We start from the raw sequence: 14,369 nt of genomic DNA, 5'->3' as shown, positions 1-14,369 counted from the left end.
GTTGTTTAAAATTGACAAAAAGATTTTAGCATATTTTGATTTCATTCAACCTTTTTTGATCGTGCCGATAGTGGTTTTTTCATACGTTTTAATAAGCGAGGCAAACGACGTGCTATCCTCGAAGCAGGTGGTTTATTTCGGCGTCGGATTTGCCGTTTTTACGCTGTTTTTTCTCTTTCCGATACGCAAATTTTTATATCTGATCCCGATATTTTATTGGACCAACATCATATTGCTGCTAAGCGTCGATTTTTTCGGCGTTAGCAAGCTAGGAGCGAGACGCTGGCTGGAGATCCCTTTCGTGCATTTTACGCTGCAGCCCAGCGAGGTGATGAAGCCCGCGTTTATCCTAATGCTGATGTATCTGATACACAAAAATCCGCCGCCGAAAAACGGCTACGGGCTGAAGGATTTTTTGCGCCTAAGCTTTTACATACTTCTGCCCTTTGTTTTGATCGCTAAAGAGCCTGATCTGGGCACCGCCGCGATACTTTTTTTGACGGGATTTGCGATCCTTTTCATCATCGGCGTCGATAAAAAAATCTGGCTTACGCTGATCATCGTTTTTGTGGCCAGCTCGCCGATTTTGTACGAAAACATGCACGATTATCAAAAAAAGCGCATCGCCGATTTTATCAGCGAGGAGCCCAATTATCAGGTCAAGCAGGCGATCATCGCTATCGGAAACGGCGGCATCTACGGCAAGGATAGAGATGAAGCGACGCAGACGCACTTTAAATTCTTGCCGATTGCGACGAGCGATTTTATCTTCGCTTATACGATCGAGCGCTTCGGCTTCGTGGGGGCTGCCGCGCTGATTGCGTTGTATGCGCTGCTGATACTGCATCTGCTGAGCCTGAACTACGATTTCAAAAGCGATTATCTGATACGGGTCTTTACGAGCGCGCTTGCCTCGCTTATCTTTATCTACGCGGGCGTCAATATCTCGATGGTGGTGGGCTTCGCGCCCGTCGTAGGTGTACCGCTGCCGTTTTTCAGCTATGGAGGCAGCAGCTTCATCACCTTTATGATCCTCTTTGGAATTTTACAAAATTTGCTGACGTTTAGGATGAAAGATAACTACAAGACCTACAAGATTAGGATGTAAATTTGCGCTTGCACGGATAAATTTTGAAATTCTACAAAATCGCGCGGGACTTGTTTTTAAGTCGGCGGTGAAATTTGAAGCAGCGGCGCTAAATTAAAACTCGCTACAAAATCACGTCGATACCGAGCGTAAAAACCACCGCGAAAAGGGCGTATGTAAAGGCAAATTCCAAAGTTTGCGAATTAAAAAATCCATAGTACAAAATGCTCGTGAAAAATCCGCCCACGAAGGCTACGGCAAAGATTCCGATCCGCGCCGCGACTGGCTTTGCGCCGCAAAATTTGTATAGATAAAAAACCCCGTAGAAGCTGATCGCAAACCAGATCATCGCAGGCACCGGCCCGCCTAGGTCTATCATGCCGAACAGATTGGCTAAATTTAAAAGCAGCAAAAATATCACCGCAAGCGCGATCAGCGCGGATTTGATCATCTATCGCGCCTTGCGCCATCCGCGGAATTTTCACCGCCCTGATTGAAATTTTGCGCAGAATTTTCGTCTGCGCCGCCTTCGCCCGCGCTACCGTTTGAAATTTTAAAATTTCCGTCGGAATTTTCATCGGCGCCGCTCGCGAAATTTTCACCGAGGTCGCTATTAGAATTTAAAATTTCATACTCGCTTTGAGAATTTGAAATTTCGCCGTTGCCTTTAAAGCTTAAAATTTCATCCGCCGCAGCGTCTTTGCTTTGCGGCTCCTGCGCCTCTTTTGCGCTGCCGAAATCCGCGTCTTTTAAATTTGCGCTCTCATCATTTTTAAAGCCTTCGTCCGCAGAATTTTTATAAGCTTTGTTTGAAAATCTTTTGTGCCTAATCTGCAGATAAAAGACGAAGGCGACGAACGCCACCGCCGTGATCGCGATGTAGTAGTGGTTCTCGAAGAGCAGTACGCCCTCTACCAGCCCCGAAAACAGCGCCAGCAGCGAGGCGGCAAGAAACGGAAAGCGCACAAGCTCCTTTTCGCCGATCGCTAAGGCGATGAGCGCGACGCCGAAGATCGTGGCGTTTAGCAGCGCGCCTAGGATTTTGATTTCGGCGAAAAGATTTGGATTTACGCGCGAAGTGACGTAGAGTGCGAGCGCAACGGCTGCGAAAAGCAGGATCAAAAATACGATTTTTTTCATTTTGTACCTTTTAAATTTTATCTTTAAATTTACGATTCAGCCGCACCTTTAATGCACATAGAGCGCAGGCATCGGCACGCTGTAACTGCCACGTTCGCAGCATTACGCAAATATTATTGCGCGTCCTGCGGACATAGAGCGAAATTTCAGGACGCCACTGCGCCGTTAAGCGCGACTGGCGCAATATACACGCTCATAACTTAAAGCGCAATCCTAATTGCGCGGACGCGGTTTGAAACACAGCTCGCATTAGTGCGACTAAATTGCTATTTTCGCGCGACTCAAATGCGATCCTATCGGTAAATTTAACCGCCAGCTCCGCTCTGCTGAGCAAGTAGCGCCAAGTCCGCGTTTAAAAATTTTACGCCGAGCTACGCTAGAAGTTCTGCGTAACCCGTACGCATCCCTAGCTCGCATACGCCGCAAGACGCTCCGCAAAATTTACCCGCCAGCAGTAAATATTTGGCACGCGGGCGGATTTTTGCGCGCAGCGCCGTACGTTTTGTTTTAAATTTAGCGCGGCGGATTTTAAAATTTTAAATTTACCGTTTTTGCGCTGCGTTTATCCGCAATATCCGTGCCGCTCACCAAACTTATATCCGCGGAGCAAATCTCGCGCCGAAATAAAATTTCATCCTGCTCTCAGAAAGCGCAGCGCGTGAAATTTCATCACTTGTTTTTCTGAAAGTACGCGTCTACGCCGTTTGCGATACCCTGAGCGATGCGATCTTGATAGGCGCTTTTGCCTAAATTTTTACCCTCCTGCGGGTGCGTGATGTAGCCCATCTCCACGAGCACCGCGGGCATCGTAGCGCCCACCAACACCCAAAATGGCGCCTCGCGCACGCCGCCGTCTCTGCTCGAGAAGCTCTTTTTGACCGAGCTTAGCATATAGCTTTGAATATCGATGGCAAGCTTGTTTGAGGAGATTATCTTCTCGCGGTTTAAGAAATTTAGGAAGGTCTGCTTCGAGAAGGTGTTCATATCCTCCAAATCGCCCCTGTTTTCGAGTGCGGCGGCGTTTTTACTGCGCTCGCTTCTAGCCGGACTTAAGAAAAAGGTCTCCACGCCGCTCATTTTAAGTGCTGAGCTAGCGTTAGGAGCGGCATTTGCGTGGATCGAAATAAACATATCGGCATTTCTTTTAGCGGCGAAAGCGGTGCGCGACCTTAAATTTATAAACACGTCGGTGCTGCGCGTGTAAAGCACCCTATAGCCGCGTTTTTGAAGCAGCGCGCCGAGCTTTTTGGATGTGGCTAGTACGACATTTTTTTCCTTCAGCCCGTTTCCGACCGCGCCCGAATCGCTGCCGCCGTGACCAGGATCGATTACGATGAGCTTGCCCTTGGTTGATTTGTAAATTTTACCGGCGGCCACGGATGCGGTTTTGGCACCTTGCGCATCATCTATCGTGCTGATTTGCGGCTCGCTATCTTGCTCTCGTCCGCGCTTGCGCCCTGATTTTTGATCCTTGTTTTTTTCTGCGCGCGCGGATTTTGCGGCTTTTAAGCCTTCAGCCGTACTTAAAATCATCATATTGCCGTTAATTTCTACGTTTGCGTTGAATTCTTTCGGGTCGCTAAGTACGACGCGCACGGTCTTGTCGTTGTATTGCGAGACGCGTACATCGCTAACAAAGCTATCTTTAAGCCGTGTTTTTTGCGATTTTTGCCGCGCGCTAAAATCAATCACGAAGCGAAAATTATCACTACTCGCGATCGTAAAATCTTTATAATCGCCGCGCTTTAGATCGCGGTTAAACTCAAGCACGATCTCGTTTTTATCGCCGCGCAGAGAATTTAGCGCAAGCTGGGCGTTTTTATCCGCTTTTTTGACGCTGCTTTTTTTAAGCTCGCTGCTTTGATCAGCGGCGTCATCGTCTTCGTTTTGCGTGGTCGCGTCCTCGCCGCCATCGTCCTCTTGGGCGTCTATGGCCTCGTCCGCGCCGATAGGTCTAGTCGAGCGTAGAAATTCCAAATCCTCTTTGGAAAGCGAGCTTAGATCGGCATTTTTTGCAGCTTGCGTTTTTTTGGCGGAGGAGTTTTTGGAATTTTCCGCTTTGGAGCTTTTCTCGCTTTTTATGGATTTTGTTTTGGAGTTGCCCGAAGCTTGGGAATCCTCGCTGCTAGCGGAGCTTGTTTTTTTGGAATTTTTAGAGCTTTTCTTTTCGGCGGAGTTTGAGTTTTGTTTGCTCTCGTCGCTAGAGCTTTTGGACTTTGTTTTATCCGCGCTCTTTGTATTTAGGCGCGCGAGCTCCTTTTCGTAGGGCAATGAGTCGAGCCCTAAATTTTTCGAGCTGTAAACCAGCCTTTTTAGCGCTTTTATTCGGACTTCCTTCTGCGACGCGCCTTCGTAGAGCGATTTTAGCTCCTTGTGCAGCGAGCGCTTGTAATTCGGCGTCGCTACGATGAAATCCTTATCGAATTTTGCAAAAAACGCCTCGCTAGAAGCCCCAAACGCCAATACGCAGCTAAAAGCCGCGATTAGAAAAATTTTAACTATCTTCGCCATTTACAAGTTTTTCTATCAATTCCTTTACGGATATTATCTCGTTTAATCGCCATCCGTTCGCACCGGTAAAAAACAGACCGCTTTGCGTTTTACCCAGATACGCGTCGCTTAGGCGGTCGGCGATGCAGTATCCTACGGCATTAGCGCCTTTGCCGCGCTCGCATGGGCTTACGCAGTTGCTGATACAGCGGATCTTAGGCGCCGTGCCTGCGGCGATCATATCTTGCAGATTGGTATGAATGCCGCGCGCGGGATAGCCTACGGGCGATTTTAGAAGCCGTATGTCCTCTTTTTTGGCATTAAGAAGTACCTGCTTAAATTCCTCCGCGGCGTCGCATTCAAAGGTGCCGATGAAGCGCGTGCCCATCTGCACGCCGTCCGCGCCCAAAGATTTCACGCGATCGATGTCGGTTTTATCCCAAATTCCGCCTGCGACAAATAGCGGGAAGCTGCCCCATTGCGAGATTTCCGCTTTTACTTGCGGGATTAGATTATCCAGCGCAAACGCGGGATCGCCGCACTGCTCGTAGGTAAAGCCCTGATGTCCGCCGCTAAGAGGACCCTCCAGCACTACGGCATCCGGAATGCGGTTATAGCGCTGCTTCCAGCGTTTGGCGATGATCTTAAGAGCCTTGGCGGAGGAGACGATGGGTACGAGCGCGACGTCCGGGAAATCTGCCGTAAATTCCGGCAGATTGGTAGGAAGTCCCGCGCCGCTTATGATAACGTCGATGCCTGCCTCACACGTGTCGCGCACGATGCATTCGTAGTCGTTCGCCGCGCACATTACATTCATCCCCAAAGGTGCATCGCCGCAAATTTTACGGGCGTTTTGCACGATGGCAAAAAGCGCCTCTTTGCTATAAAAATTCTCGCTTTGATATGGTCTGCCATCGAGCGATTTTTTGGCAAATTTAAGATTTTCGTAGTAGCCGGTGCCGACCGAGCTAATGACGCCTAGACAGCCGTTTAGGCTGACATTGCCGGCTAGCTTGTCCCAGCTGATACCAAGTCCCATGCCGCCTTGAATTATCGGGTGCGCAATCTCGTGTTTGCCTATTTTTATATTCATTAATCCACCTTTAATTTAGCGAATTTTTTCTTCCCTACTTGGAGTGTATATTCGCCCGAACTAAGCTGAAGCTGCTCATCTAAAATTTTATTTTGATCGATACTGACGGCGTTTGATTTTATCAGCCTGCGCGCATCCGAGCTAGAGACGGCAAGCTTGCAGCTGATGAGCGCCTTTACGATCCATGCAGGCGAGCTTACGTGGTACTCCTTGATCTCGCTAGGAAGCTCGCCGGCACCGTGGACGCGGTCAAATTCCTGCTTGGCCTCAAAGGCGGTATTTTCGTCATAAAATTGCGTGACGATCTCGGAGGCAAGCTCCTCCTTAACCGCCTTAGGATGGATCGAGCCATCCGCCACAAAGCCTTTTATTAGCTCAATATCTTCGCTACTCTTTTGGCTTAGTAGATTATACCAATCCCACATTAACGCATCGCTGATACTCATCACCTTGCCGTACATATCATGAGGCGTATCGGTTACGCCGATGTAGTTACCCAGGCTCTTGCTCATCTTATTCGTGCCGTCGGTACCTACCAAAAGCGGCATCATCACGACGCTTTGTTCTTTGCCGACATCATAAATTCTTTGTAGCTGGCGACCCATTAAAAGATTAAATTTCTGATCGGTACCGCCGAATTCTATATCGCATTTCATGCAAACGCTGTCGTATCCTTGCAGTAGCGGATACATAAACTCGCTGATGCTGATCGGCTGCTCGGCCTTGTAGCGCTTCTCAAAGTCGTCGCGCTCGAGCATCCTGGCAACATTAAAAGTGCTTGATAGCTCGATCATACCGCTAGCACCCAGGCGGTTGGTCCATTCGGAGTTAAACATCACTTTGGTTTTAGCGGGATTTAAAATTTTAAAGACCTGCTGCTCGTAGGTTTTGGCGTTTTGAAGCACAACTTCGCGCGCTAGTTTTTTGCGAGTCTCGCTCTTGCCCGTAGGATCTCCGATTTGAGCAGTAAAATCACCGATTAGAAATTGCACGATCGCGCCGTGGTTTTGTAAAAATGCAAGCTTATTTAGCACGACGGCGTGTCCTAGGTGCAGATCCGCAGCAGTGGGATCCATGCCGATTTTGACGTAAAAGACCTCGCCGCTGTCGTAGTAGCGCCTAATCAGTGCCTCTATTTGCTCTTCGCCGATGATCTCCGCGACACCGCGCTTAAAATTTTCCATAATGCCTTGAATGTCAGCCATTTGCTCTCCCTTATTTAGTTTTTATATACGTCCGTAAGTGATACGAAATCCACGATTTTAAAGCGGTTTTTGAGTTTGTCTTTAATCTCCGTGGAGTCTAAATTTTCGTTTAGCTCGATGATAATCTCAAAATAATCCGACGTCGTTTCGCTATTTTCGTTGAGGCTTATCGACACTAGATCGACCTCGAGCTTGACTAAATAGTTTAAAAACGTCGCTAGCGAGCCGCGCTTGTTTTCTAAATTTAATATGATCTTGTAGCGGTGCGGCGCATTGCGCGTCCATTTTACGAAGATCATCTCATCGGTTTTGATTAGCTCGCTTGCACGTTCGCACAGCTTGTGATGCACCGTTACGCCGTGTCCGTTGCGAAAGCCGATGATGTCGTCGCCACGCTTTGGGTTGCAGCAGTAATCAAACTCAACCTCGTCGATTTTAAAATTTGAATACACCACGATGTTGTCAAATTTTTGCTTCTCGATCTCATACTTGCTGCGAAATTTCATATTGAAAAATTTCTCTTTGAGCGGGTATTTTTTCAGCGCGTTTACGACGTCTTTTAAAAATACCGAGTCATAGGCTGCTTTGCCGATCTTTTTGCTTAAATTTTCTTTTTCAAGCCAGCTTAAAATGCTCTCCTTGCTCGTCGTAAAGATCGCGCATAAAATTTTAATTGCTACTTCAAAATTTATATCTCTGATCTTTTGCTTGCAAAATGCCTTTATCGTTGCGCGCGCCTTGCCCGTTTTTACAGAGCTTAGCCAGCTGCAGCGATAGTGTGGCTCGCTTCCGGTGATGATATGAACGATATCTCCGTTTTTAAGCTCCGTTAATAGCGGCACCTTGACGCGGTTTATAAAGGCCTCGGTCGCTTTTAAGCCCACTTGAGAGTGTATCTCGTAGGCGTAATCAAGCGCCGTAGCGCCGCGCGGCAATGTAAAAATTCCGCCCTTTGGCGAATACACGGCGATATCTTCGACGTAGAGGCTGTCTTTAGCGTATTCGTAAAGATCCTCGGCGTTGGCGTCGTCCTCTTCCTGCATGCCGATGTCGTTTAGCCAATCGAGCTTCGGATTTATCGAGCCGCTATATTTATACTTCCAGTGCGCTGCAACGCCGAATTCTGCGGTATTATGCATATCGAAGGTGCGGATCTGTACCTCTACGATCATGCTTTCGTTAAAGACGGTCGTGTGGATCGTCTGATATCCGTTTTGCTTTGGAAGTGCGATATAATCCTTAAAGCGCGATATAAGCGGATTAAATTTAGTATGGATGATGCCCAAAGCCAAATAGCAATCCATCGGCTTTTGCACGATGATTCGGATAGCCAAAAGATCGAGCACCTCCTCGATCGAAATTCCTTTGCGCTGCATCTTTAAAAAGATCGAGTAGTAGTGCTTCATCCGCTTTTGGATCTCAAAGCTGCCCTCACTAAAGCCGTTTGAAAGCATATACTCTTTGATCTTTTCGCTAAATTTGTTCAAGCTCATCTGAAGCTGCTGCTTATGCTCTTCGACGTATTCGGCGATCGCCGCGTACTCTTTAGGCATGACGTATTTGAAGCTAAGATCCTCAAGCACATTTTTGATTGATGAAATTCCAAGCCTGTGCGCGATCGGCGCATAAACCAAAAGCGTCTCCTCGCCGATACGTTTTTGCTTATCGGGGCGGAGTGCGTCTAGGGTTAGCATATTGTGCAGCCTGTCGCAGAGCTTGACTACCAAAACGCGCTGATCGTTAATGGAGATCATCAGCATCCTACGGAAAGTAAGCGCCGTGGTGCGTAGCTTGGCGTTACTATCGCCGGATGGGGCTAATTTATCCTCTCTGATGTTTACGATTTTAGTAAGCCCTTCTACGATTTTGGCTACTTCGTCGCCGAATCTTTGTCTAACCTGCTCGATGCTGTAATCTGTATCCTCTACTACGTCGTGTAGTAGCGCAGATATCACCATTGCGTCGTCTCCGCCCATAAAAGATACGAAGCAAGCTACCAAAATCGGATGGATCGCATACGGCTCGCCGCTTTTGCGAAACTGCCCGTCGTGCTGTGCGATGCATAAATTTATAGCATCCACCAGTAACGGAGTGGGCTCTTTTAGATTATAAAGCAGCTGCTTGGCGCTTTGAATGTCTTTGGTATCGACGACATCGTCGATGAGACTTTCTAAGAAGTTATCATTAATCCTTGTCAACGATTCCATCTAATGCGATCTTACCTTCGGCTAGTTCCAAGATTGCTATATCGGCAAATTTCATCCTGCGAGTATCTACGTTATCTATTAACGGCGGTTCGCCTGCAGCTAGCTGCTCGGCGCGTTTGCTTATCATCAAAGATAGCTTATATCGGTCTCCACCCGTTACTTTTAAAGCCTTGGCTACAATTTGTTCGGTTCTCATCAATTCTCCTTAAATTTAAAATTTCAGTTTTTTACGATCGAGCAGGAGCTTAGATCTCCGCCATCGACGATTTTGTATAAATTTCCGCTCTTAAACATATTGCACACGATGATCGGAAGCGCATTGTCTTTAGCAAGCGCGATAGCCGTATCGTCCATCACCCTGATGTTGTCGTGCAGGGCTTGATCGTAAGTGACTTTGGAAAGCAATTTCGCGTCTTTAAATTTTTGCGGATCCTTGTCGTAGATCCCCATAACTTTGGTGGCTTTTATGATAGCGTCGGCTCCGATCTCGATCGCGCGGAGAGTGCCCGCAGTATCGGTCGTGAAGAATGGATTTCCCGTGCCCGCGGCAAAGATCACGACGCGGCCTTTTTCGAGGTGCCTTTTAGCGCGGCCGATGATGAAGGTCTCGCAGATCGCTTCCATCTTTATCGCGCTTTGCACGCGTACATCCATACCTGCGTATTCTAGCGCCTCTCTCATCGCGATTGCGTTGATGACGGTGGCTAGCATGCCCATATGATCGCCGCTGGTGCGTTTGATGATACCGCTAGCTGCGGCGCTTACGCCTCTTATGATGTTGCCGCCGCCGATTACGATGCCTACTTCGATGCCGCCCTCTACGAGCTGCTTGATCTCTTTAGCGATAAATTTTAAAATTTCGCTGTCGATCCCAAAGCCGTTCTCTCCCGCTAGCGCTTCACCCGAAAATTTTACGAGTATGCGATTGTATTTAGCCATAAATTTAGCTCCTAATAAAATTTTAAAATATTACCCAAAAGTCGTTTAAAAATAACTTTTTAGGCTATTTTAGATGATCTTTAAGGCGATTTATCCAGATCTTTTTCGGAGCGATTATCTCGCTAGCGCTGCCGTTTACGGCGTGATAGATCAATGTACCGTGCAAGCTCGCGTAGTAGCGGATTATGAGGCGCTGCAAATAGGGCTCGTAGCTCGGCACGAACCAGCCGTTATTACTGATCGCTACGACGTATTTGGGCGAGCCTTCGTAAAGCTCTGCGCGCGTAGCCTCGTAGCAAACGGCGCTTCTTACGCTTCGCCCGCCAAGCTCGTAGTCGCTAAAACCGCTAGCCGTCGAAAAATCGGTCACGCCGCCTAGTAGCACGCGGTTGATGAAATTTCGCGCAAATTCTGGCAGCGGCACCATTTCGCCAAACGGCACCAAAATGTGTTTATCGAAGCGCTTCATTTCCCCGTTCGCAAAAAGATAGGCGCTGTTGTAAAATTTCCCGTTCTCATACGCTTCCGCGCCCGCTACGATAGTAATTGCGCGCGATTTTTCCTTTAGAGCTTCAACTAGCACGTTTTCTAAATTTAGCGGCATCGCAAAGGCGCTCTCGGGCAAGATTATCGCGTCTTGTCCCTCTGCGATCGCATCATCAATCCGAGCCAAATTTGCCAACGCGGCGGATAAAATTTTATCTTTCGCCCAGATGTCATGCTGCGAAATATCGGTGTTTGCGAGTGAAATTTTAATCGGTAGCGGCTCGGGCTCTTTTTGGCTGAATTGCAGCGCGCAGATCAAAAATGCCGCGAAAATTAAGGCGTTAAGCTTAGCTGCCGCGCCGCGCCCGCGCAGATACAAAACCGTGCAAAGCCCCGCTAAAATCAGAGCCAGCGCGCTAAGATCGGCTCTGAAAATTCCATGGCTTAGCAGCAGTTCAAAATTTAGCCAATCAAAGCCGAAAGGATGGATAAATTTTAGAATCAAAAGGCACGCAGCGCGCAAAACCGGCGCGTCAAAGATCGCAAAGATGCGGAAAATAAAGGCGTAAACGAGGCAAATTCCAAGAATTTCAATCGGGATCAAAAATGCAAGATCGAAATAGATCAGGCTGAAGCTGATCCAGTGCATCCACAGCGCGCCGATAAAAAACCCGCACCAAAACCACTCCGCCTTGCTTGCTTTTAGCAGATAAAAAAGTGCCGCTATCGCAATTAGAGGCGAGAAAAATTCCGCCGCCAAAACAGCCAAGCCGTCAAATTTAGAGCTTAAAATTTCTACGAAAATAAAATTTGAAAGCGCAAGGGCAAGAACAAAGCCTTTATTTATGTAACTTAATGTAAAATAGCTACTTTTTAAATTTCTAATGAAGGAAACACATGGAACAAGGAAACTTCTTTGCATCAATCCTGCCTATCGTCGTAATCTTTGCGATTATGTATTTTTTGATTATCAGACCGCAGCAAAAGCAGGCCAAGGATCATAAAGCGATGGTCGATGCGCTCGGCAAAGGCGATAAGATCATAACTAGCGGTGGCATAAAATGCACGGTCGTGAAAACAAACAATGATTTTATCACAGTTAAGCTTAACGATGAGGTCATGGTTGAGCTGGATAAACAATTTGTGGCAAGAAAATTAGATGAGCAGTAAAATTTCATACCGCCTACTGATCTTTTTGGCTGCGGTAATTTTTTCGGCGATTTTTGCCGCGCCTTCGATCTTTCAGACCGAAAAGGGAAGCAAGATAAACTTGGGTCTGGATCTACAAGGTGGTCTGCATATGCTTTTGGAAGTTCAAAGCGACGAGGCTGTCGTTTCAAAGATCAAATCGATCGCCGCTAGCGTTAATTACGCCGCCAAGCGCGATGATCTGCTGATGGACGGGCTAAAATTAGAAGGCGATTCGTTTGAGTTTGAAATTTTAGACGCGGACGAGGCTTCTAAATTTGATGCGATTTTGCATAGTGCCGCAAGCGGATTAGACATTCAAAAATCTGGCGAAAAATACCGCGTCACACTAACACCTGAGGAGGTCGAAGCGACTAAAAAATACGCGATTGAACAGGCCGTCGAGACTATCCGAAACCGCCTAGATCAATTCGGACTTGCGGAGCCGACGGTAGCAAAGCAGGGCGAGAGTTATATTTTGGTTGAGCTTCCGGGCGTCAAAAGTGCAGCGGATGAGCAACGCGCCAAAGATCTGATCGCCAAAGCAGCTCACTTGCAGCTTATGGCGGTGGACGATGTGCGCCAAGACCGCGCGCAGACTATCAGCGCAGCGGATGCCAGAGCTTACGGAGACGTGATCTACCCGGACGTTAAAAATCCGAATTACAAGTATCTCATAAACGAAATTCCAGTGCTAGACGGCGCGATGTTAGTTGATGCGAAGGTAGCTTTCGATCAGCACACCAATCAGCCCGTTATAAATTTTACGCTGAACTCCCAAGGCGCTCAAATTTTCGGCGATTTTACCGGTAAAAATGTCGGCAAACGTCTAGCTATCGTGCTTGACGGTAAGGTTTATTCCGCGCCGCGCATAAACGAGCGTATCGGCGGCGGCAGCGGTCAGATCAGCGGCGGATTTAGCGTCGAGGAGGCGCATGACGTAGCGATCGCGCTTAGAAGCGGCGCGCTTTTGGCTCCGGTCAAAGTCTCAGAAACGCGCAGCATCGGTCCTAGCCTCGGACAGGATAGTATCGATAAAAGTATGGCAGCGCTTAGCCTTGCGGCAGTTGCGATTTTAATCTTCATGATTTTATACTATGGCGTAGCGGGGCTTTTTGCCGACATCGCGCTTGTAGTCAATATTTTATTTCTGATCGCTTGTATGGCGCTTTTTGGTGCAACGTTAACGCTTCCTGGAATGGCTGGAATCGTACTAACTATCGGAATGGCGGTAGATGCGAACGTCATCATTAATGAACGCGTTAGAGAGGTGCTAAGGACGGGAGTTTCGATCCGCCAAAGTATAAATAAAGGCTATGAAAATGCGATGAGCGCGATCGTGGATTCAAATATCACTACGCTAATTACTTCTGCTGCGCTTTATGCTTACGGCACGGGTCCAGTGAAGGGCTTTGCCGTCACGATGAGCATCGGTATCGTAGCGTCGATGATAACGGCTATTTTAGGCACTCACGGAATGTTTGAGTTAGTAATGGATAAGATGGAAAAGAGCAAAAATACCGCGCTTTGGCTCGGTTATAAAGTAAGAGGAGGCGCAAATGCAAGTGTTCGATAAGGGCAAAATTTATGATTTTATGAAATTTAGATATTTTACCTTTGCGCTTTCTGCTGTTTTGATAATAGGCTCTATTGCGCTGTTTTTCATTAAGGGCATTAATTACGGCATCGATTTTAGCGGCGGTACGCTCATTCAGGTTAAATACGACTCCAAAGCACCGCTTGATGAGATCAGAAAGCGCTTCGAAGCGGCAAATTTAGGCAATATCAACGTTACGGAATTCGGTAGCGATCAAGAGGTCACGATTAGATATTCAGGCGCTGCGAGCGAACTGGGTGATAATCCCGCTTTAGCGGCGCAAAAAATTTTGCAAGGCAGCGGAAACTTCGACATTCGCAAGGTCGATATCGTAGGTCCTAAAGTCGGCGAAGAGCTTCGCACAAACGGAATTTTAGCGGTATGTGTGTCGTTTGCGCTCATTTTGGTTTATATCACCCTGCGGTTTGAGTGGAGATTTGCGATTGCAGCCGTACTATCGGATCTGCACGACGTCGTAGTTGCCGTAGGTGCGATGATTTTAGCTGGCGTGGATTTCAACCTTGAAATTCTAGCCGCACTGCTAACTATAATGGGCTACTCGCTTAACGATACTATCGTTGTTTTCGATAGAATTCGAGAGGGTGTAAAAGATAGTAAATCGATTAAGCTTGATGAGGTTATAAACGAATCGATCTCTCACACGCTATCGCGCACACTGCTTACTTCGCTTACGACTCTCATCGTCATCGTGATTTTATTCGTCTGGGGCGGCGAGATGATCCACGGCTTTAGCTTCGTGATGCTAATAGGCGTCATAGCAGGAACTTTCAGCTCCGTATTTGTAGCTGCTCCAATGCTGATTTTGTTTAAATTTAACGTTGAAAAGTACCGCGCGTTTTTAGCCGAAAAACAGCGCCGTATCAAAGAGAAAGAAAAGAATCGCGCCATGTATGAAAAAGGCACGGTGTAAGGATAG

General features: G+C 47.5%; 13 protein-coding genes. 4 read left to right on the top strand and 9 right to left on the bottom strand.

Going from position 1 to position 14,369, the window contains the following annotated elements; genetic code table 11:
• Position 1 precedes the first annotated feature (1 nt).
• Complete coding sequence (locus Q0537_RS09515; RefSeq protein WP_298051326.1) at positions 2 to 1,108, top strand: FtsW/RodA/SpoVE family cell cycle protein; 1,107 nt, start codon at positions 2 to 4, stop codon at positions 1,106 to 1,108.
• Between the two features lie 103 nt (positions 1,109 to 1,211).
• On the opposite strand, the gene Q0537_RS09510 is transcribed toward Q0537_RS09515, so the two are convergent.
• The 9 genes from Q0537_RS09510 to Q0537_RS09470 form a co-directional block, all read right to left on the bottom strand.
• Positions 1,212 to 1,538 carry a hypothetical protein gene (locus tag Q0537_RS09510; protein ID WP_299227567.1) on the bottom strand — a complete coding sequence of 109 codons (327 nt, stop codon included), beginning with the start codon at positions 1,536 to 1,538 and terminating at the stop codon, positions 1,212 to 1,214.
• Positions 1,535 to 2,227 carry a hypothetical protein gene (locus Q0537_RS09505; protein WP_299227565.1) on the bottom strand — a complete coding sequence of 231 codons (693 nt, stop codon included), beginning with the start codon at positions 2,225 to 2,227 and terminating at the stop codon, positions 1,535 to 1,537. Before Q0537_RS09505 ends, Q0537_RS09510 begins: the two co-directional genes overlap by 4 nt.
• Positions 2,228 to 2,896: 669 nt before the next feature.
• On the bottom strand, positions 2,897 to 4,738 hold the full coding sequence (locus tag Q0537_RS09500; protein ID WP_299227563.1) for an N-acetylmuramoyl-L-alanine amidase: 1,842 nt from the start codon (positions 4,736 to 4,738) through the stop codon (positions 2,897 to 2,899).
• A complete protein-coding gene (locus tag Q0537_RS09495; RefSeq protein WP_299227561.1) occupies positions 4,722 to 5,810 on the bottom strand; it encodes a nitronate monooxygenase in 1,089 nt (362 codons plus the stop codon). The genes Q0537_RS09500 and Q0537_RS09495 overlap by 17 nt, the downstream gene beginning before the upstream one ends.
• Positions 5,810 to 7,015, bottom strand: coding sequence for a tyrosine--tRNA ligase (gene tyrS / locus Q0537_RS09490; protein WP_177389336.1), 1,206 nt, complete (start codon positions 7,013 to 7,015; stop codon positions 5,810 to 5,812). Before tyrS ends, Q0537_RS09495 begins: the two co-directional genes overlap by 1 nt.
• A gap of 14 nt (positions 7,016 to 7,029) precedes the next feature.
• Positions 7,030 to 9,222, bottom strand: coding sequence for a RelA/SpoT family protein (locus tag Q0537_RS09485; protein WP_299227559.1), 2,193 nt, complete (start codon positions 9,220 to 9,222; stop codon positions 7,030 to 7,032).
• Positions 9,200 to 9,418, bottom strand: coding sequence for a DNA-directed RNA polymerase subunit omega (locus Q0537_RS09480; protein ID WP_005872285.1), 219 nt, complete (start codon positions 9,416 to 9,418; stop codon positions 9,200 to 9,202). The genes Q0537_RS09485 and Q0537_RS09480 overlap by 23 nt, the downstream gene beginning before the upstream one ends.
• 23 nt (positions 9,419 to 9,441) lie before the next feature.
• Positions 9,442 to 10,161, bottom strand: a complete 720-nt coding sequence (gene pyrH, locus Q0537_RS09475; protein WP_005872284.1) for a UMP kinase — start codon at positions 10,159 to 10,161, stop codon at positions 9,442 to 9,444.
• A gap of 64 nt (positions 10,162 to 10,225) precedes the next feature.
• A complete protein-coding gene (locus Q0537_RS09470) occupies positions 10,226 to 11,569 on the bottom strand; it encodes an apolipoprotein N-acyltransferase (protein ID WP_299227557.1) in 1,344 nt (447 codons plus the stop codon).
• Between Q0537_RS09470 and yajC the strand changes: the two genes are divergently transcribed.
• The 3 genes from yajC to secF are packed head-to-tail and all read left to right on the top strand — an operon-like array spanning position 11,545 to position 14,363.
• Positions 11,545 to 11,817: a preprotein translocase subunit YajC gene (yajC, locus tag Q0537_RS09465; protein WP_005872282.1), complete on the top strand. Its 273-nt coding sequence runs from the start codon at positions 11,545 to 11,547 to the stop codon at positions 11,815 to 11,817. The two genes, Q0537_RS09470 and yajC, sit on opposite strands and share 25 nt — an antisense overlap.
• Positions 11,807 to 13,411, top strand: coding sequence for a protein translocase subunit SecD (secD, locus tag Q0537_RS09460; RefSeq protein WP_298041906.1), 1,605 nt, complete (start codon positions 11,807 to 11,809; stop codon positions 13,409 to 13,411). Before yajC ends, secD begins: the two co-directional genes overlap by 11 nt.
• Positions 13,395 to 14,363: a protein translocase subunit SecF gene (gene secF / locus Q0537_RS09455; protein WP_299227555.1), complete on the top strand. Its 969-nt coding sequence runs from the start codon at positions 13,395 to 13,397 to the stop codon at positions 14,361 to 14,363. The genes secD and secF overlap by 17 nt, the downstream gene beginning before the upstream one ends.
• Positions 14,364 to 14,369 lie beyond the last annotated feature (6 nt).

It is taken from the genome of uncultured Campylobacter sp. (genome assembly GCF_938017775.1).
Classification (GTDB): domain Bacteria; phylum Campylobacterota; class Campylobacteria; order Campylobacterales; family Campylobacteraceae; genus Campylobacter_B.
The sequence above is the reverse complement of the archived record's forward strand: the minus strand, read 5'-3'. Positions and strand labels throughout refer to the sequence as shown.